This window comes from Acinetobacter lwoffii (genome assembly GCF_024129355.1).
Lineage (GTDB): Bacteria > Pseudomonadota > Gammaproteobacteria > Pseudomonadales > Moraxellaceae > Acinetobacter > Acinetobacter lwoffii_I.
The window spans coordinates 1-20104 of record NZ_JAMXXP010000032.1 but is presented as its reverse complement, the minus strand read 5'-3'; the positions used below and the strand labels follow the sequence as shown (position 1 = coordinate 20104).

Here is a 20104-nt window from a genome sequence, read left to right as displayed (position 1 = left end):
GTCTAAGATTAGATTCTCGATAGATCCATATTAACTGATCTATAGAATTTTTGTATAAAAAATAACGTCAATTCTGCCCTATTTCCTAAAAAACGGCGCTTACTTATCCGGTTTTATATTCTAATTAATATCTTTTTTATATTAAAACTAACAAGATATTTAAGCTTAGCTTACTTCATGCGCATCCGGTTATGTACTGCCTGACTCAAGGTATGACTGTCGACATATTCCAGCTCACCACCTTGTGGTACGCCCTGGGCAATTCGGGTCATCTGGATCGGCAAATGCTTACTGGCCTCAACCAGATAATGCGCCGTAGCCTGACCTTCTACCGTGGCATTGGTTGCCAGAATCACTTCTTTCACCTGACCATTGGCCAAACGATGCAATAAGTACGGAATACCGATTTCTTCGGGACCAATACCATCCAGTGGCGATAAATGTCCGCCCAATACATGATATTTACCTCTGAAACTACCACTTTGCTCAATCGCCATGACATCTGCAGGTGATTCCACTACACAGAGCAGTTCATCATCACGATCCAGAGAGCTGCAAATATTGCAGACTTCGTCTTCGGTCAGAGAATGACAGACTGAACATTCATGAATGTGATTGGTTGCCTCAGTCAGCGCATGTGCCAGACCAATAGCACCCTCACGATTTTTCATGATCATATGCAATGCCATACGTTGAGCCGATTTTGGCCCAACGCTTGGCAAAATGCGTAATGCTTGAACGAGTTGATCAAAACGATCACTAAACATTGCGCATTCTTCCTTAGAACATACCTGCAAGACCAGGCGGTAAACCCATGCCTGAGTTCGCTGCTTTCATTCTTTCGTCAGATACCACTTCTGCCTGACGTGCTGCATCATTCATTGCCGCTGCAATCAGGTCTTCGATCATATCTGGATCATCCTGAAGTAATTCAGGATTGATTTCGATACGCTTCACCACGTTACGGCAAGTCATGGTCACTTTCACCAGACCGCCACCCGCCTCGGCATGCACTTCAGTCTGCGCAAGCTCTTCTTTGGCTTTTTTTACGTTGTTTTCAACTTCTTTCTGCATGCGCTGAGCTTGCTGCATCAACATGTTAATGTTCATAAATATCTCCGAACATGAATTTATAAAATTAAATCAGGTCTAAACCGCGACTAATATCCTGGATAATATCACCAATCTCTTCCAAGCCAACAGATACGCGAATCAAACCTTCGCGAATACCAGCAGCTTCTTTGGCTTCAGGCGACAATTTACCGTGTGTCGTGGTTGCCGGATGGGTAATGGTCGATTTCACATCGCCCAGATTACCGGTAATCGAGATAAACTGAGTATTGTCAATGACAGTCCATGCTTCCTCACGGCCACCTTTCACTTCAAAAGACACAATACCGCCAAAACCGCTCTGCTGTTTGGCTGCCAGTTCATGACCGACATGCTCAGGCAGGCCCGCATAATATACTTTTTCCACTTTTGGATGCTGATTCAAAAATTCAGCCAGTTGCTGTGCACTTGCTGAATGTTCACGCATACGCAAACGTAGTGTTTCCAAGCCTTTTAGGAACACCCAGGCATTGAATGGGCTCATTGACGGGCCTGTGGTACGCACGTAGCCAAAAATTTCTTCAAGCAGCTTATGATTACCGACAACAGCACCACCCAAGGCGCGGCCCTGACCATCCAGATATTTAGTCGCAGAGTACACCACCAGGTCTGCACCAAATTTGAGTGGTTGTTGTAACACCGGTGTACAGAAGCTGTTATCAATCGCCAGTAAAGCATCATTGGCATGCGCAATATCGGCGAGTCCCTGTATATCGGCTACTTCTGCTAAAGGATTCGATGGCGATTCAACAAAGAGAATTTTGGTTTCAGGCTTAATGGCATTTTTCCATGCATCAAGATCGGTCAGATCGACGAAATCAACGCTGACGCCAAATTTTGCGACATATTTTTCAAACATGGAAACCGTAGAACCGAAGACTGCACGTGAACAGATCACATGATCGCCTGCTTTTAAGAATGCCATCATTACTGCCATAATGGCTGCCATACCCGAACTGGTGGCGACGGCGCGCTCAGCCCCTTCAAGTGCAGCCAGACGCTTTTCAAAAATGGCAACGGTCGGATTGGTAAAGCGAGAATAGATATTGCCCGGTTCTTGGCCTGAAAATTTGGCTGCGGCTTCTGCAGCATTTTCATAAACAAAGGACGATGTTAGAAAAATCGGTTCGCCATGCTCACCTTCAAAAGTGCGGGTATGACCGGTACGAATGGCTAAAGTTTCTAATTGATAAGAAATATCGTCTTGCTGGCTCATCGCTTTACCTCAGCCCTCGGGCTGCCTTTTGTAAAAATTTGCCAACATTTTGAGCGCCTAAGCTATTTCAGGTCAAGGCATAATAAGCGATTATTGCTTAGACTTCGATCAATCCTCCCGCGGATACGGATATTTTATTTACATGATTCAGTTAAAACAAAACTTTCAGCGCCAGCAAAAAAAATTGAAACACCTCAGTACCCGGGTGTTTAATGCCTCCTCACTGATCCTGTCGCAAAAAACCCCTTTTGAATATATTGCCGGCACCGAGTTTTGCAAGATTCGCTATTACGCTTCACCCGAAAAAAAATATAAGGAACCGCTAGTTTTCATCGCACCCTTGGCCATTAATATGGATATCTATGATCTGTATCCTTATCGCTCTCTGGTCAAGCATTTTCAGCATAGCGGTTTTGATGTCTATCTGGTGGAATGGAAACGCTTTAACTTTAAGCACCGCCACCTGAATTTTTTATCTTTTATCGATGCAGCCATTCCTCAATCCATTGAAACCATTTGCAAGCATTCAGGCAGTCAGTTTATTTCCCTGCACGGCTGGAGTATGGCGGGCGTGTTTGTCACGCTCTATACTGCCCTGCATTCACCTGAACATGTCAAGAATCTGATCGTAGTCGGCAGTCCTATCGACAGTTATGCGTCAGGACGTGTCGGTAAACTTTTTTCTACGACCAATAAACTGATTTCTAAAAACAAAAATCTGCAACAGGCCATTCATCAAGGACTGATTCCAAAGCAATATATTCATACGCCGGGTATTGTAAATGCCTTGGGCTTTAAATTACTCGATCCGATTGGCTGGCTCAAAAGCCAGAAACAGTTTCTGTTAAATCTGGATCATGTCGAAGATGTCTATGAACACGCCACCATGGGGAATTTCCTGAACAAGATGATTGATTATCCAGGTGGGATTAATCAGGACATGGTGCTGCATTTATGGCTGCAAAATCCTTTAAAACAGGGTTCTATCACTTTGGATAGCCGTGTCGTTGATCTTAAAAATATCAGCTGCTCCCTGTTGGTAGGTGCAGGTCAAACCGATCAGATTGTCACAGAACAGTCAGCTAAGCCTTTGATGGAATTGACAAGTAGCCAAGATAAGACGTTTACTCTTATACCGGGTGGTCATCTTGGACTAATGTCGAACCAGAAAACGGCAAATACATTCTGGCCCAAAATGACGACCTGGCTGGTGCAGCGCTCTACACGTCTTGATGTTTAGTGTAGATTCCCCGCACCAGAAAAAAATATTAAATAGCTTTAAACATATTCAGAGGGTACAGCATGATTCAGTCAGTGGCATTTATCGGCCTAGGTGCAATGGGTTTTCGTATGGCTGCACATTTACCCAAGCAGTTTGATACGGTCTATGTCTGGAACCGCAGCTTTAACAAAGCAGAGCAACATGCTGCTGAATATGGCACCCAAGCCGTCACACTGGAACAGGCCGTACAGGCAGATGTGATTTTTTCATGCTTGCCAACTAGCGCTGACGTTGAACGACTTCTGGAAAATTTACCGCTTAAATCCGGTTCAGTCTGGGTCGACTGCACCAGTGGTGTACCGGATTCTGCCCAAAAACTGGCAGTACAACTGGCTGAACATGGGGTAACCTTTCTGGATGCACCGGTCAGCGGTCAAACCATTGGCGCTGAAAATGGCACGTTAACTGTGATGGTGGGCGGTAATACAGAGGGTTATGAAAAAGCCCTTCCTGCGATGCAGGCTTTTGGCAAACTGATCAAGCATGTCGGTGAATCTGGCGCGGGTTTTGCAGTGAAGGCCGTAAATAATATGTTAATGGCTGTAAACCTGTGTGCTGTCGCAGAAGGCTTTACTACCTTAAAAGCGCATGGAGTAAATCTGCATGAAGCGCTAGATTGTATTAATGCTTCAAGTGGTAAAAGTATGGTGACTGAAACCGTATTGCCACAGCGTATTTTAAACCGAAGTTTTCCTGTAACCTTTGCCCTGCCACTCTTGGCCAAAGATACAGGTATCGCAATCGACCTTGCGCGTGAAGCCAAACTTTCTGCGCCTGTGCTCTCGTTGACCCAGAATCTGATTCAGGCGGCCAGCGATCTGTCGGATAAAAACAGTGATTTTTCCAGTGCTGTGAAAATGTATGAATCATGGAGTAATATTACCATCGAGTAATATCTCGCCATTGAATAATGATAACGAAACCTCATATTGTGACTAGTAGGCAGGCACATATAGTGGATAACCCAGAGGAAACTCTCATGAAGAAATTTTCTGTTGCAGCATTAATTGGCTTTGCAACTTTGTTCGGGGCTTCAACATCGGTTCTTGCATCTGAACAAGAGTGCAAAAAATTAAAAAATGATCATGACGTGATTTATGCGTCTAAAGGTTTCTGTTTCAAAGATCCTGAAGCAAAAGCCAAGTTTGGTAATGACAATTGCTATACAACCAAGCCAAAATTCTCGGAAAAAGAGCAACAACGTCTTGACGCGATCAAAGATCGTCAGAAAGAATTGAACTGTAAATAATTCAGTTTAATGACGCTCAAGGAATATACTTATGACTTATGATGATCAGAATATTTTTGCACGAATTCTACGCGGTGAACTTCCTGCGATAAAAGTGTATGAAGATGACCAGGTTCTTGCATTTATGGACATCATGCCTCAGGCAGAAGGTCATACTCTCGTGGTTCCGAAAACTCCGGCGATCACTTTACTGGATCTACCCCCTGAAGCTGCAGCCTATACGATTCAGATCGTACAGAAAGTTGCAAAAGCCATTGAAAAAGGTTTAGGTGTGGACGGTATCGTGCTGATGCAATTATCAGGGGCCGCAGCGGGTCAGACCGTACCACACGTACATTTCCATCTGGTTCCTACCTCTTTGCACAATCTGGGCAAACATGCAGCACAAATGGGCGACCAGGAAAAAATTAAAGCGCTGGCTGAGAAAATTAAAGCTGCCGTTTAAGCTATTCTTAATACCTAAAAATGGAGCCTCGGCTCCATTTTTTATGTCTAATGTATTTCACTCTTGATTAAGCCAATAAAATATCAGTAAAAGTCACCTAGCCTATTTTTAAGTTTTGCAGCAAACACCGAGCTTAGCTGTATTTGCATCAATCCTGCTTACCCCACTCATAATCCTATAAAAAATAAGACAATGATTGTCTTTAATATTTCTGAAATATTTCCTTAATCATATTGACTTATTTGTAATGAATACTTGGCACCAATAGAGCAGTAGATGTTTCAAAACAATACTGAAACTTGTTTTTAAGACGATGAATAAAAAAGTCTTTATTGGAGCAACACATGAAAAAAACGTTATCTGCATTAGCAATCGGGGCAACAATTTTAACACCAGTGATGGCAGCTGCTGCTGATGTTAAAGTGTATGGTCGTGCACACGTTTCTTTAGATTATCTGGATGATGGCCAGGATTATAACGAAGTAGGTCTTTCTTCAAACTCTTCACGCCTAGGCTTTAAAGCTGAACAAAAACTAGAAAATGGTATGACCGTATTTGGTCAAATCGAACAGGAAATTAACTTTGCGAGTGGTTCTGCAAATGATGATGTTGAATTTGCAACTCGCGATACTTTTGTTGGTTTAAAAGGTGATTTTGGTCAAGCGCGTATCGGCCGTTTTGACAGCCCATTCAAAGTAGCACGTGGCCCGGTCAACTTCTTTGGTGATATGGTCGGTGACGTTCGTAACGTCACGCGTGTAGGCAACCTGCGTTTTGATGAACGTAATAACAATACCATTGAATATAAATCACCTAAGTTTGGCGGTGGCTTTAATGTTTTAGCAGCACTTTCTTTACACGAAGGTAATAGCCCTGATAGCGTATCAACGTCTTCACCAAAAACTACTGTAATTGAAACTGTGAATGGTCCAGTAACAGTAGTCGTACCGGGAACCACAACTACTACTAATAAAGATAATCGCGATGATAAAGCATACGATCTCGCTTTAACCTATAAAGAAGGCAAAGTTGATTTTGCTGCTGCCTATGAACATTATGAAGAAGATGCAGGTCGTGGCGAACGCGATGGTTTCCGTATTGCTGGTGCTTACAAAATCACACCTGAATTCAACTTGGGTGGTTTATACCAATTCCTTCAACACGATAATTCTGAAGCAAACCCAGATGCACAAGTATTTGGTGTAGCCGGTGAATATAAATTTGCACCAAAAACCTCATTCCGTGGTGAAGTATTCCACCGCGATGTCGATGCGGACGATGCAAATGCAACTTTACTGGCAATCGGACTTGAGCACCGTTTAGATCCAACAGTCCGCATTTATGGCAACATAGCAACTGTACTAAATGATGAAAACTCAAACCTTACCCCTTGGGCACAAGGTCGTACCAATACTGTAGGTGGCGTACGCGGTGAAGACAGCCTAGGTCTTTCTCTAGGCATGCGTTACGACTTCTAAGTCCAGCCTCCCTCACAAAGCTTAAAAAGAACATGCCTCCAGCATGTTCTTTTTTTGGTGTGTTTTTTATCAATATAAATATGGTGAGAAAGATTGTGACACTGATATTCAACCCTTATAAAACCAACCAATTTAGTTTGATTAATTTTATTCTTTATTTTAAAACCAAGCATTTTAATCAGATTAAAAAAATAGAAAAAATATTAATCCAACCAAAATAATCTACATTAAAATATATAAATATAAGCATTTTAGTCGGATTTAAAAACCAATAAAATTACATAAAATAATAAAAAATATTTAGAATAAATTTTAACTTATATAAATATATATTCATTACTTTCAAGTATTTATAAATATATATTTATTTAAACTGTATCGTCTATTTATTTTTAGTTACAATAGATTAATAATATACAACAAGTCATATAACAGGCTTAGTCGAATGAGCTTAGTTCCCAAAAATCTAAACCAGAGAGTGGTTAGAGAAATAACCGCCATTTTAATTATCAAGGTTATTTTACTGATGGTAATTAAAAATATCTGGTTTGATGCGCCTACGATTCCTAAAAATTTTGATAACCAAGTCGCCGAGCGTATCGCCGGCAATCCTTCCCAAATCCAGGAGACACGTTGATGATTTCTGAAAGCGTGGTCGATCTCTCGCGGTTCCAGTTCGCCATGACCGCGATGTATCACTTTATTTTTGTTCCACTCACTTTAGGCCTGGCTTTTCTGCTTGCCATTATGGAAACCACCTATGTGATTTCCGGCAAAGAAATCTATAAAGACATGACCAAGTTCTGGGGAAAACTGTTTGGTATTAACTTTGCCTTAGGGGTAACCACAGGCCTGACCATGGAGTTCCAGTTCGGAACCAACTGGGCATATTACTCGCATTATGTCGGTGATATTTTCGGTGCACCGCTGGCGATTGAAGGTTTGATGGCCTTCTTCCTTGAATCGACATTTATTGGCTTGTTCTTCTTTGGTTGGGATCGTCTGTCCAAAGTGCAACATCTGGCAGTCACCTGGCTAGTCGCTTTGGGTTCGAACATGTCCGCACTCTGGATTCTGGTCGCCAATGGCTGGATGCAAAACCCGGTCGGTTCGGCATTTAACTATGAAACCATGCGTATGGAAATGGTGGACTTTGCTGCATTGATCTTTAACCCGGTCGCTCAGGTTAAATTTGTGCATACAGTATCTGCCGGTTATGTGACAGGTGCCATCTTCGTACTGGCTATTTCAAGTTACTACATGCTGAAAAAACGTGACCTGCCTTTTGCACGCCGTTCTTTTGCCATTGCAGCCATCTTCGGGCTTGCTTCCACACTTTCAGTAATTTTACTGGGTGATGAATCAGGTTATGAGCTGGGTGATGTACAGAAAACCAAACTGGCAGCAATTGAAGCTGAATGGGATACCCACCCTGCACCTGCACCTTTTACTTTGTTCGGTATTCCGAATAAGGAAACCATGACTACAGATTATGCAGTGAAAATTCCTTATGTGATGGGTCTGATCGCTACACGTTCTACGACTGAACAAGTCACAGGTATTAAAGACCTGCTGGTTCAGCACGAAGCACGTATCCGTAATGGTATGGTGGCATATTCACAACTGGAAAAATTACGTGCTGGTGATCAGTCTCCAGAACTGAAAACCGCTTTTGAAGAAAGCCAAAAAGACTTAGGTTACGGTCTGCTTCTGAAAAAATACACGCCAAATGTCGTTGATGCCTCTGATGAGCAAATCAAAGCAGCCGCTAAAGATACCATTCCACACGTACCAAGTCTGTTCTGGGCCTTCCGTGCCATGGTAGCTTCCGGCTTCCTGATGCTACTTCTATTTGCACTGGCAACTTTTGCGGTAGCAAAACGTAATGCAGAAAACAAACCATGGTTATTGAAATTTGCTTTATTTGCACTGCCTTTACCTTGGGTTGCTGCGCAAACCGGCTGGTATGTAGCAGAAGTAGGTCGTCAACCTTGGACCATTGGTGAGGTATTACCGACGCATCTTTCAGCATCAAGCTTAAGCACAGGTGATGTCTGGGGTTCAATCCTGGCATTGGCAGCATTCTATACCGTGTTACTGATTATTGAAATGTATCTGATGATCAAGTTCTCACGTCTTGGCCCAAGCTCACTGCATACCGGTAAATATCATTTTGAAAAGCTTGCAGCTGCAGAAAAGGCAAATGGGGAGACTCAAGCATGATCGAATATGAATTATTAAAAATCATTTGGTGGGTGCTGGTCGGCGTATTGCTGATTGGTTTTGCCCTCACCGATGGCTTCGATATGGGCTCCATGGCGATCATGCCATTTGTGGGCAAAAATGATAGCGAGCGCCGTGCAGCGATCAATACCATTGCGCCGCACTGGGACGGTAATCAGGTCTGGTTTATTACTGCCGGCGGTGCGTTATTCGCTGCCTGGCCAATGGTCTATGCAACTGCCTTCTCCGGCATGTACTGGGCCCTGCTACTAGTCCTGTTTGCCCTGTTTCTGCGTCCGGTCGGCTTTGACTATCGCTCAAAGCTGGAAAATACCAAATGGCGCAATTCATGGGACTGGGGTCTAGCCATTGGTGGTGCAGTTCCTGCATTGGTCTTCGGTGTGGCATTCGGCAACATGTTCCTGGGTGTACCATTTACTTTAGATGAAACTGTACGTTCTACTTATACTGGCAGCTTCTTTGCCCTGCTGAATCCGTTTGCGATTGTCTGTGGTCTGGTCAGTTTATCGATGCTGTGTGCACATGGTGGTGCATGGTTAATGCTGCGTACTGATGGTGACCTACGCCAACGTTCTGCCAAAGCAACACAAATCATGGGACTAGTGTATTTAGCAACTTTCCTGGCAGCCGGTGCATGGTTGTATTTTGGTGGCATTCAGGGCTATACCTTAGTTACACCTTTTGATACCAATGGTGTTGCCAACCCGCTGGCCAAAGAAGTATTGACCAATGCCAATCCAGGCTGGATGAATAACTACTCGACGTATCCAATCACAATGGCTGCTCCAATTGCCGGCATTTTGGGTGGCTTGATCATTGTCTTGGCAGCTAGTAAAAACAAAGCAGGCTTGAGCTTCCTGGGTTCATCTCTGGCTGTCATCGGTGCCATCCTGACTGCTGGTTTTGCCCTGTTTCCTTTCCTGATGCCTTCAAGCATTAACCCGGTTGCAAGTCTGACCATGTGGGATGCGGTATCTAGTAAAAATACCTTAACAGTCATGACCGTTGCTGCATGTATCTTTGTTCCACTGATCCTGATCTATACCACCTGGTGTTATTACAAGATGTGGGGCGTGATTACCAACAAACACATTGAAGATAATTCACATAGCCTGTACTAAGGCTATGTCTTAAGGAGAGACAACTATGTGGTATTTTGCCTGGATTCTGGGTGTACTGATGGCATGTTTTGCCAGTGTGATTGCTGCCATTTACATGGAACAACACCAAGATCTGGATGAGGAATAAAACATGACCGAAGCTGCGCTTGAGAAAACCGTTGTAGACAAGAAACCAAACAAATTTGCGATGATGATTTCCTGCCTATTGGCTTTTCCTCTCGCAGCCGTGTTATTGGTTCATCCTTCTGCAATGCTGGATGCCAATGGTGAATATAGCCATAGTGCCATGATGTATATCATGATTGGTATTTCTGGAGGCTTTGTCCATGGTGTGGGCTTTATGCCGCGCCACTGGTTCTGGAAATGGCTGTTTAGTCCATTCTTGGCATGGCCTTTAATGATCTGGGGCTATTACACCTGGTTTCTCAGTTAAAGTATGAAATTAAAAAAGCCCTCAAGTGAGGGCTTTTTGATATCGCTTATCGATTTCTGCTTTTTGTTCTACTGTTATATCACTCTGCATCTGGAAACAATTTCTATATTGCGCATGAATGTGATGAATATACTTTTCTTTACCCGCATGTCTTAACAATATTTGTGCAGCCATCGTAATAAATCCATTTACTTGTTTAATAATCACAAGCATTTGCTCATCAGCTAATCCTGCTCTTTTTTGAATTAATGAATTTCGTCCTGTATGAACAATAGAATGCAAATGTTTTAATGAGTAAAATTTAAACTCTTTAAATATCTCTACTATATGAGCTATCTCTACAATATTCTCTAATTTCGTTATCATTTCTACTGCTGTCGGGATTTTAATATTCTTTAAAAGGTCATCTGCATTATTTAATTCAAACTTTTGTATTTCTTGATTTGAGGCAACCATAAGTAACCAGTAAGCTCTAACGACCGCCTCAAACTGAATTCTAAACAAGGCAAGCGCAGATATATCTCTTTTTATTTCCAGTAAACTGAGAATAGCCACACCATGCTTAATCGACAATTCACAGCATTGATAAACTATCTCAAGCCGAGGCCCACCCTCCAAAAATATTGAATTATTTAATTCACTCCCAAGCTCTACCAACATTTTTTCTGATTCACGAAAAATATTACTCAAACTTAACTTCCTTTTTATACTTAATAGAGATTATTTATGTTTTGTTTTAAGAATAATAAAAAAGCCGGAACTAGTCCGACTTTTAGAATAATTATCGATGAGTATGAATCGACATCACAATGCCCATCCCGGCCAGCATGGAAATCACTGCCGTTCCACCATAACTCATGAGCGGTAATGGATCTCCAGTTACAGGTAAAATCCCGCTCACCATGCCTGAGTTTAAAAATACAAAGAAGAAGAAAGTCAGTCCCATGGCTCCAGCATATAAACGGCCAAAGTTATGAAAGCTGTTTAAACCAATCATCAGACAGCGAATAATAATGGCAGTGAATAAACTAAACAGCAGGAAAACACCGATAAAACCGAATTCTTCGGCATAAGTCGACATAATAAAGTCAGTATGATGTTCAGGCAGATAACCTAAATGTGATTGGGTACCTTCGGTATAGCCTTTGCCCGTGGAACCACCTGAACCAATCGCAATTTTGGACTGGATGATATTCCAGCCTGCACCCAAGGCATCCGATTCCGGATCAAATAACGTGGTAATACGTTTTTTTTGATACTCTTGTAATACAAACATCCATGCAGCCGGAGCTGCCACGGCTACTGCAGCGGCTGCACCACCAATCAGACGCCACGACATCCCACTTAAAAATAGAACAAAAATACCGGGAATCACCAAGCCAATGTTCAAGTCAGGCTGAAGCGCCACCAAAACAAATGGTACGCCCAATAAAATCAGAGCCCCCACAATATGCAAAAATTTGGGAGGAAACGGCTTACGTGCAAAATACCATGCCATCATCAAAGGCATCGCAAATTTCATCACCTCACTCGGTTGCATGCTTCCTACCCCCGGCAAGGTAATCCAGCGGGTTGCACCCAAGCGTTTTTCACCAATCACAAAGACCAGAAGCAGCATGAAGATCCCGAAGGCATACAGGTATGGACTAATCGCCTGATAGACTTTCGGTGGAATCTGCGCACAGATAAACAGCAGCACAAAACCAATTCCAAAACTGATCGCCTGACGCACCACCATGCCAGAGTCTTCGGATGTCGCGCTATACACCACCATTAAACCCAGGATTGCATTGAGAACTAGAAAGCACAATAACCAGGGATCAAGGTGCAACTTGGTCCATCGAGATGAATCTTGCGGGTTAATACTACGTCCATCACGCAAAGAGTGACGTAAAAACCGATACTGCTGTGAAGGTATCATTGGCCAAAAGGTGAAAAAGAATGATGGCAAAATTATAAGTGAAAGCTATAGCGAATAGATCGCTATAGCCAGATTTATTCTGCTTTTATTTAAATATTATTTGAATATATTTTTAAGCCTGAGCCTGTAAAATCAGCTTGGCCAGTTCCAGATCGTCCGGATAGGTAATTTTAATATTATCGGAACGCCCTTGTACTACACTCACCTGTTCGCCGATATGTTCCAGCGCACTGGCTTCATCAGTAATCGTAGCACCATCTTGCAAAGCCTGCTCAATCGCCCGTTTCAACACACCTAGCTTGGCCATTTGTGGTGTTTGTGCCTGCCATAGCATTGAGCGATCCACTGTTTCCTCAATATCAAAATTGGTTACTACACGCTTAAGTGTATCTCTTACTGGAATCGCCAGAATCGCAGCCTGATCATTTGTAATCGCCGTATTGACTAACTGTTGCAGACAATCCAGACCGACACAGGGACGCGCCGCGTCATGTACCAGCACCCACTCATCTTCAGAAGCGATTTGAGATAAATACGTGAGTGCATTTAACACGGAATTCACCCGCTCGGCACCGCCCAGACAGAAATGGGCTTTCTCTTGACTGGAAAATGGCAGCATTTTTGCGACGTTGTCCTGTTCACCAATCGCCAGGACATAACCCGCCAAAGGCAGTTGATTCAGACGAGCCACCGTATGTTCAAGAACAGTTCGCTCTTGAATCATCTGATATTGTTTCAGTTCTGTTTTGGAGAAACGGCTACCGGAACCTGCAGCTGGAAGAATGACCCAAAGTTTAGGGTGTAGTTGGTGCTTCAGCTGACTCATTGGTTCGCAGGTCTACTTTAGAATTAGGATTAAGATAGATCGGTTTATATTGAGTACTGATCGTGCTCATTTGAATAAAAGTTTCGCGTGGCTTAATCAGACCAAGATCTAAACGCGCATGTTCTTCGATGGCTTCAATACCATTCTTCAAATCATAAACTTCTGCCGCCAGAACGCGATTACGCTCTTTCAGCTCATCATTCAATTCCATCTGTTGCTGGATTTTCTGGGTCAGTTGCTGATGATCATGATAACCACCTTCACCAAACCAGTATAAATATTGAAACCCTGCGATCAAAATGATCGCAAGGCCCAACAGTACTTTACTCGCAGTCGAGTCGAATACATTTAACATTGACATAAGTCGCTTAGTTCAAACCTTTGAACTCAGCTTTACCGCGATATGCAGCATTAGTCAATTCTTCAATACGAAGTAATTGATTATATTTCGCTACACGGTCAGAACGGCAAAGTGAACCCGTCTTGATTTGACCTGCTGCTGTACCTACTGCAAGATCCGCAATAGTCGAATCTTCAGTTTCACCTGAACGGTGTGAAATCACAGTAGAGTAACCATTTTCTTTTGCAAGATAGATTGCATCTAAAGTTTCAGTCAAGGTACCGATCTGGTTGTATTTAATCAGAATCGAGTTAGCAACTTTTTCGTTGATACCGCGCTGCAGGATTTTCGGATTCGTTACGAACAAGTCATCACCTACCAACTGGATCTTGTCACCAAGAATTGAAGTCAGGTAAGACCAGCCTTCCCAGTCAGATTCGTCCAGACCATCTTCAATCGAGATAATTGGGTACTGGTTTACAAGACCTGCTAAATAGTCAGAGAACTGGTTGCTTGTGAACGCTTTGTTGCCTTCGCCCGCAAGAATGTATTGACCATTTTTGTAGAATTCTGAAGATGCACAGTCAAGCGCAAGCATGATGTCAGAACCTGCTTTGTAGCCAGTTTGACCAATTGCTTCAAGAATAACCGTAATTGCTTCTTCGTTTGAACGTAAGTTCGGTGCAAAACCACCTTCATCACCTACCGCAGTGTTTAAACCTTTTTTGTTTAATACTGATTTAAGTGAATGGAAAATTTCAGCACCGGCACGTAGCGCTTCAGAGAATGAAGTGAAGCCTACTGGCTCAATCATGAATTCTTGAATATCGACGTTGTTGTCTGCATGTGAACCACCATTGATGATGTTCATCATTGGTACAGGCATGGTCAAAATCGTTTGACCGCGAAGATCTGCGATGTATTGGAAAAGAGGAATTTTCTTTTCTTCAGCAGCAGCGCGCGCAGCAGCCAAAGACACTGCCAAAGTTGCGTTTGCACCTAATTTTTCTTTGTTTTCAGTACCGTCAAGCGCGATCATCGTGTTATCGATGTCTTTTTGTTCGAATACTGATTTACCGACCAAAGCGTCACGGATTAACGTATTGACGTTATTTACCGCAGTTTTAACGCCTTTACCTAAGTAACGCGCTTTATCGCCATCACGAAGTTCTAAAGCTTCACGAGAACCAGTTGAAGCACCAGATGGTGCACATGCACGGCCAACTACGCCAGATGCTAAGATTACGTCTGCTTCGATGGTAGGGTTACCACGAGAGTCCAAAATTTCACGTGCACGAATGTCAACGATTTGGCTCATGAACTATTCCTCAGTTGATTAATATGAGCTGCCTATACGGCAGCGCAAGAGTGATAAACTCAGTGTGTATCTAACTTTTCGAAACCTTTAACCAAGGTATCCAATTCTTTTAGCTGTGCCAGGAACGGCTCAAGCTGAGACATGCGCAGCGCACATGGACCATCACACTTGGCTTTTTCCGGATCTGGATGTGCTTCCAGGAACAAGCCTGCAAGACCCGTTGCCATACCCGCACGTGCAAGCGTTGTAATTTGCGCACGACGACCACCGGCAGAATCTGCACGGCCGCCTGGGGTTTGTAAGGCATGGGTCACATCAAAGAAAACCGGGACATTCATTTCTTTCATGATGTCGAAGCCCAGCATGTCTACAACCAGATTGTTATAGCCAAATGCCGAACCGCGTTCACAAATGATCAGCTTGTCATTTCCGGCTTCCAGACACTTATGCAGAATATGGCGCATTTCGTGCGGAGCCAGGAACTGGGCTTTTTTGATGTTGATGATCGCATCCGTTTTTGCCATGGCTTCAACAAGATCCGTCTGACGGCTTAAGAAAGCTGGCAATTGAATAATGTCTGCCACTTCTGCAACAGGAGCCGCTTGGTGCGGCTCATGCACATCGGTGATGATCGGCACATTAAAGTGTTTTTTAATGTCAGCTAACCACTCGAGACCTTTTTCCAGGCCTGGGCCACGGAAAGAGTTCAGGCTTGAACGGTTGGCTTTATCAAAGCTGGCTTTGAACACATAAGGAATACCCAAACGTGTGCAGATATCGACATAAGTCTCTGCGATTTCAAAAGCCAGGTCTTTAGATTCAAGTACATTCATTCCGCCGAATAATACAAATGGCAAATGATTTGCCATTTGTATATCGCCCAAACGTACAATTTCTTGTGGTTTTAATTGCGACATTTAAACTTCCCTAGTTGTGTCCTACGCACCGATTATTTGGTTTTTTGGTACTGCTTTTTCGCAGCATCAATGAAACCGGCAAACAATGGGTGACCATCGCGTGGCGAGCTGGTAAATTCCGGGTGGAATTGTACTGCAATAAACCAAGGATGTGCAGGAATTTCAACAGTTTCTACCAGATGCTGTACCGGAGAATAACCAGAAATCTTCATGCCTTTTTCTTCCAGCACTGGGATATAACGGTTGTTCATCTCGTAACGGTGACGGTGACGCTCGATGATTTCTTCAGAACCATAAACTTCTGCAGTTTTAGTCCCTGCAACCAGTTCAGATTTTTGCGCGCCTAAACGCATCGTGCCACCCAGATCAGAATCAGCAGAACGTTGCTGAACTTCACCGCGTTCATCTAACCATTCAGTAATTAAACCAATCAATGGAGATTTGGTTGAACGGTTAAATTCAGTCGAGGTCGCGTCTGCAATACCAGCAACATTACGTGCGTATTCGATCACAGCCAACTGCATACCCAAGCAAATACCGAGGAACGGCACACCGTTCTCACGTGCGAACTGAATCGCCTTCATTTTGCCTTCAGTACCGCGCTCACCGAAACCACCAGGAACTAGAATCGCATCAGCATCTTTCAATACTTCTGCTACATCTTGGCCTTCAAGCTCTTCAGCGTTTACGTAGTCAATCTGAACTTTCACACGGTTTTGAATACCCGCATGTAAAAGTGCTTCGTTGACAGATTTGTAAGCATCTGGAAGTTCAACGTATTTACCGACCATTGCAACACGTACGGTGTATTCAGGGTTCAGTAATGCTTCTACAACGTTATCCCAATCTGTTAAATCAGCTTCAGGAAGATCGTTATAACCAAAACGTTCACAGATTAAATCGTCAACATTTTGTTCGTAGAATGTACGTGGAATCTGGTAGATCGAACGTGCGTCTTTACATACCACAACGGCACGTGCTTCAACGTTGGTAAATAATGCAATCTTACGCGTCGTATCTGCATCTACATCGTATTCTGTACGGCAGATGAGAATGTCTGGCTGAATACCAATCGACAGGAGTTCTTTAACAGAATGCTGTGTTGGTTTGGTTTTTAATTCTGCTGCAGACTTAATGTATGGGAGTAACGTTAAGTGCATTAACATGGTACGTTTATGACCAAGTTCAACCATTAACTGACGTACAGATTCCATGAATGGGAGAGATTCAATGTCACCTACAGTACCGCCGATCTCTACGATCGCAACGTCATAACCTTCGCCTGCACGAAGTACACGCTCTTTGATATTGTCAGTAATGTGTGGAATAACTTGAACAGTACCGCCTAGATAGTCACCACGGCGTTCTTTGTTTAGAACATCCTGGTAAACACGGCCTGATGTGAAGTTATTTAGTTTGGTCATTTTCGCACGACGCAAGAAACGTTCGTAGTAACCCAAGTCTAAGTCTGTTTCAGCACCATCTTCTGTAACAAAAACTTCACCATGCTGGAATGGGCTCATTGTCCCTGGATCGACATTAATGTATGGATCCATTTTTACCATGGTCACTTTTAAACCACGAGCTTCTAAAAGTGCAGCAACAGAAGCAGCTGAAATACCTTTACCTAGTGATGAAACTACACCACCAGTAACGAAAATAAAATGGGTCATTGGGTTTCTCGTACAATCGAGCCTAAATCGGCCTGCAATGTTGCGCAATTTTACTTTACCTTGTACCTAGAAAGCAAAGTCAATCCGCATCAATTCAAAGAACAATAAACAATTGACTATTCTAACAGCAATTCCTATAAAAAATTACAGTAAGTTCATATGATTTCTATCTTGCATTTTGCTGCTATAATAGTGTATCCACTCCACACTTTTATGTTTGATGCAATGATGATGAAGAAACTTTTAATCTCCACCCTAATCCTGACTGGCCTGACATTAACTGCGTGTGTAAAAAAAGAAGCACCAAAAGAAGAAGAGCAAGTAGAAGTTACTCCAGCATCTGAAATCTCGACTCCAGAACCAACGCAATTTGAACCGCTTGAACCTGTAGAGCCAGCGGCAATTGAAGAGGAAGTAGCACCAACGGTTGAAATTCAACGTGAGCAAACTGAAAACACCACGACTGAAATCCGTCGTGAAATCAAAAAACCAGAAACGACTGAGCCGGCACCAGTGCCTGAAACCCGCGAAGAACCTGCGTCAAAGCCTGCTGAGACCACCCCTAAAACCAATTCAAATCCAGAAAACAAGTCTGAAGATGATGCGGTTGCTGACGCGATTGCTGCAGCGATGCCAGCACTTGACTGATTACAGGATCATTCATCAAAAAAACCCAGCAGATGCTGGGTTTTTTATTGGAACTTTTTAAGCAGATACTGTTGCCGGTGCACGAGATAAGTGAATCAAATAATCTGCCATTAGTCGGGTAGCCCAAGATTCGGTTTGCATCAAGCCCTGATAAAAGCCGCAATGACTGCCTTTTTTGGTGGTAATCACCATAATATTGGACATCGCCCGAATTTTTTCTTTATAAGGTTCTAAATTTCGGATGTGACACACAGGATCATCCTCCGCATTTAAAATCATCAGCGGAATTTTGATACTTTCAAACACATAAATCGGATTGGTTGCCTGGGTATAACTGGCATAATCCGTAAATCCAGCCAGTTCAAAATAGAGTTTTTCAAATTCGGACAGATCTTTAACTTCTAATAACTGTTTCCAGCTTGGGCAGACCTGCCAGGTTTCCTGATAAGGATGAATAAAGCGCTTAATCAGTTTTTTGGCCATAACTTTACTGTAAAACGGATGCACATTGGCAAAACCAGTTTCAGTGTTATAGCCAGGACATAAAGCAAAAGCTGCTTTTAATGGGGTTTGTTCACCCTCTTCGCCCAGATAACGCACTAACAATCCCGTACCCGCAGAAGAGCCAACCCCATAGAGATCGGACTGAGGAAATCTGTCCTGTATATACAAGAGTTGTTCACGCAAATCCTGAGTTGAACCAAACAGGTTCATTTTAGGCACAGGCATGGGTAAGTCTGCATGACCACGGCGTAAACACAATGCAACACGCCAACCCGTATATTTATGCAGATCACGAACCAGTTCACGCATTGATTCAGGAGAACCGGTAATAGTATGAAGTAATACAATGGTCGGCGTGCTTGCCGGAAGATCGAGTCCATACCAGGCAATACCGGTAATTCCACCATCTGACATTTTCAGCTGTTCAAGCGCATCATATTTCAGTTTAATGGTGCGTTTTTTAATTAAATCGAAATACAGAATATGTGCGTGTGCATTGGCTAACCAAGGTGTAGGACAATATTTTTGTTGCAGCTGCGGTAAGCGCTCAATGAGTCCTGAAAATACACCATTCGGATTGTAATACAGGGTCGGCTCGTCTGCTCCACTGAAACGATCCAGATACTCACTGGAAAGCTGACCCAATTTTTTAAGCAACATTTTCATCTGTCATCCCCCTCTAGTTGTACTAGCTGTGATTTACAAATTTCATGCCGACTTGAATCAATAGTTCGAATTAAGTTTTAGCTTGGAATGATTGCATCCGCTGGCCCATCTGTACAGCCAAGGCTTCAAGTCCGGACTTAGGTCGAATCATGACTTCAAAATCAATCATCTGCCCCTCTTCATTAAACTGAATCATGTCAACTCCCTTTAGTTTTTTATCGCCCACATTGGCAGAAAACTCAAGTACGACATTGTTACCATCTTCACTTATAAATTCACGGTGATAGGTGAATTTTTCAAAGACTTGAATGACATTGGTCAAAATAAAAAATACCACCTGTTTTCCAGGATAAGGCTGAAATGCTACGGGTGAACGAAATACTACTTCTTCAGCAAGTAGTTCATTCAAGACCGACATATCACGGGTTTCTAGCATCTCATGCCAGCGTGCAATGGATTTTCTGGTATTTTCGATGGTCATTTTGGATTCCTTTTTTGTTATTAAAAAATTAATCTCCCTCACCCCAGCTCTCTCTTGCACTTCGTTTAAAGCAGTACTTTAAACTCGTTCAGGGAGAGGGAGATAACACTTTTTATACCGATTTATCCCTCTCCTTATAGGAGATGAGATACCGTCTTGGTAGTCAATCAGGTTTTGAGATTATTCGACCAATAAATAATCTCTTTGATAGGCAGTCTGATGTTTTAAAACG

23 protein-coding genes are annotated in these 20104 nt (G+C 42.9%); 11 read left to right on the top strand and 12 right to left on the bottom strand.

What is annotated here, in order from left to right:
* Positions 1-170: 170 nt before the first annotated feature.
* Genes recR through NI468_RS13095 form a run of 3 tightly spaced genes read right to left on the bottom strand, consistent with a single transcriptional unit; the run spans position 171 to position 2326 of the window.
* Entirely contained in the window at positions 171-767 is a 597-nt protein-coding gene (gene recR / locus NI468_RS13105; RefSeq protein ID WP_005100074.1) for a recombination mediator RecR, read from the bottom strand.
* A 13-nt stretch (positions 768-780) separates the two neighbouring features.
* Positions 781-1110, bottom strand: a complete 330-nt coding sequence (locus NI468_RS13100; protein ID WP_004278699.1) for a YbaB/EbfC family nucleoid-associated protein — start codon at positions 1108-1110, stop codon at positions 781-783.
* Positions 1111-1138: 28 nt separating this feature from the next.
* The gene (locus tag NI468_RS13095) at positions 1139-2326 is read right to left on the bottom strand and encodes an O-succinylhomoserine sulfhydrylase (RefSeq protein ID WP_253102217.1); all 1188 of its coding nucleotides are present in this window, start codon (positions 2324-2326) and stop codon (positions 1139-1141) included.
* A 142-nt stretch (positions 2327-2468) separates the two neighbouring features.
* Between NI468_RS13095 and NI468_RS13090 the strand changes: the two genes are divergently transcribed.
* The 10 genes from NI468_RS13090 (at position 2469) to NI468_RS13045 (ending at position 10578) form a co-directional block, all read left to right on the top strand.
* Positions 2469-3566: an alpha/beta fold hydrolase gene (locus NI468_RS13090; RefSeq protein WP_253102216.1), complete on the top strand. Its 1098-nt coding sequence runs from the start codon at positions 2469-2471 to the stop codon at positions 3564-3566.
* 62 nt (positions 3567-3628) lie between these two features.
* Positions 3629-4501: an NAD(P)-dependent oxidoreductase gene (locus NI468_RS13085; protein ID WP_253102215.1), complete on the top strand. Its 873-nt coding sequence runs from the start codon at positions 3629-3631 to the stop codon at positions 4499-4501.
* Between the two features lie 86 nt (positions 4502-4587).
* Complete coding sequence (locus NI468_RS13080; protein WP_004278704.1) at positions 4588-4857, top strand: YARHG domain-containing protein; 270 nt, start codon at positions 4588-4590, stop codon at positions 4855-4857.
* A 31-nt stretch (positions 4858-4888) separates the two neighbouring features.
* A complete protein-coding gene (locus tag NI468_RS13075; RefSeq protein ID WP_253102213.1) occupies positions 4889-5302 on the top strand; it encodes an HIT family protein in 414 nt (137 codons plus the stop codon).
* 344 nt (positions 5303-5646) lie between these two features.
* The gene (locus NI468_RS13070; RefSeq protein ID WP_253102211.1) at positions 5647-6780 is read left to right on the top strand and encodes a porin; all 1134 of its coding nucleotides are present in this window, start codon (positions 5647-5649) and stop codon (positions 6778-6780) included.
* A gap of 445 nt (positions 6781-7225) precedes the next feature.
* A complete protein-coding gene (gene cydP / locus NI468_RS13065) occupies positions 7226-7417 on the top strand; it encodes a cytochrome oxidase putative small subunit CydP (RefSeq protein WP_004278707.1) in 192 nt (63 codons plus the stop codon).
* The gene (locus NI468_RS13060) at positions 7417-9003 is read left to right on the top strand and encodes a cytochrome ubiquinol oxidase subunit I (protein WP_005252053.1); all 1587 of its coding nucleotides are present in this window, start codon (positions 7417-7419) and stop codon (positions 9001-9003) included. Before cydP ends, NI468_RS13060 begins: the two co-directional genes overlap by 1 nt.
* Complete coding sequence (cydB, locus tag NI468_RS13055; protein WP_071320015.1) at positions 9000-10145, top strand: cytochrome d ubiquinol oxidase subunit II; 1146 nt, start codon at positions 9000-9002, stop codon at positions 10143-10145. The genes NI468_RS13060 and cydB overlap by 4 nt, the downstream gene beginning before the upstream one ends.
* A gap of 25 nt (positions 10146-10170) precedes the next feature.
* Positions 10171-10272 carry a cytochrome bd-I oxidase subunit CydX gene (cydX, locus tag NI468_RS13050; RefSeq protein WP_004278713.1) on the top strand — a complete coding sequence of 34 codons (102 nt, stop codon included), beginning with the start codon at positions 10171-10173 and terminating at the stop codon, positions 10270-10272.
* A 3-nt stretch (positions 10273-10275) separates the two neighbouring features.
* Positions 10276-10578, top strand: a complete 303-nt coding sequence (locus NI468_RS13045) for a cyd operon YbgE family protein (RefSeq protein ID WP_004278714.1) — start codon at positions 10276-10278, stop codon at positions 10576-10578.
* A gap of 21 nt (positions 10579-10599) precedes the next feature.
* On the opposite strand, the gene NI468_RS13040 is transcribed toward NI468_RS13045, so the two are convergent.
* From NI468_RS13040 to NI468_RS13010, 7 genes are all read right to left on the bottom strand, one after another.
* A complete protein-coding gene (locus NI468_RS13040; RefSeq protein ID WP_253102209.1) occupies positions 10600-11268 on the bottom strand; it encodes a DUF6988 family protein in 669 nt (222 codons plus the stop codon).
* A gap of 91 nt (positions 11269-11359) precedes the next feature.
* On the bottom strand, positions 11360-12499 hold the full coding sequence (gene rodA / locus NI468_RS13035) for a rod shape-determining protein RodA (protein WP_004645269.1): 1140 nt from the start codon (positions 12497-12499) through the stop codon (positions 11360-11362).
* Positions 12500-12611: 112 nt separating this feature from the next.
* Positions 12612-13325: a 2-C-methyl-D-erythritol 4-phosphate cytidylyltransferase gene (ispD, locus tag NI468_RS13030; protein WP_253102207.1), complete on the bottom strand. Its 714-nt coding sequence runs from the start codon at positions 13323-13325 to the stop codon at positions 12612-12614.
* Positions 13294-13686 (bottom strand): septum formation initiator family protein, encoded by a 393-nt coding sequence (locus tag NI468_RS13025; RefSeq protein ID WP_004645271.1) that lies wholly within the window; start codon positions 13684-13686, stop codon positions 13294-13296. The genes ispD and NI468_RS13025 overlap by 32 nt, the downstream gene beginning before the upstream one ends.
* A gap of 7 nt (positions 13687-13693) precedes the next feature.
* Positions 13694-14983, bottom strand: coding sequence for a phosphopyruvate hydratase (gene eno, locus NI468_RS13020; protein ID WP_253102205.1), 1290 nt, complete (start codon positions 14981-14983; stop codon positions 13694-13696).
* Positions 14984-15042: 59 nt separating this feature from the next.
* Complete coding sequence (kdsA, locus tag NI468_RS13015) at positions 15043-15900, bottom strand: 3-deoxy-8-phosphooctulonate synthase (RefSeq protein ID WP_222112189.1); 858 nt, start codon at positions 15898-15900, stop codon at positions 15043-15045.
* A 32-nt stretch (positions 15901-15932) separates the two neighbouring features.
* Positions 15933-17573 (bottom strand): CTP synthase, encoded by a 1641-nt coding sequence (locus NI468_RS13010; protein WP_004278723.1) that lies wholly within the window; start codon positions 17571-17573, stop codon positions 15933-15935.
* Positions 17574-17798: 225 nt separating this feature from the next.
* Between NI468_RS13010 and NI468_RS13005 the strand changes: the two genes are divergently transcribed.
* On the top strand, positions 17799-18221 hold the full coding sequence (locus NI468_RS13005) for a hypothetical protein (RefSeq protein WP_373683213.1): 423 nt from the start codon (positions 17799-17801) through the stop codon (positions 18219-18221).
* A 57-nt stretch (positions 18222-18278) separates the two neighbouring features.
* On the opposite strand, the gene NI468_RS13000 is transcribed toward NI468_RS13005, so the two are convergent.
* Positions 18279-19391: a YheT family hydrolase gene (locus NI468_RS13000; RefSeq protein ID WP_253102203.1), complete on the bottom strand. Its 1113-nt coding sequence runs from the start codon at positions 19389-19391 to the stop codon at positions 18279-18281.
* A 70-nt stretch (positions 19392-19461) separates the two neighbouring features.
* The gene (locus NI468_RS12995) at positions 19462-19872 is read right to left on the bottom strand and encodes a nuclear transport factor 2 family protein (RefSeq protein ID WP_253102201.1); all 411 of its coding nucleotides are present in this window, start codon (positions 19870-19872) and stop codon (positions 19462-19464) included.
* Positions 19873-20104 lie beyond the last annotated feature (232 nt).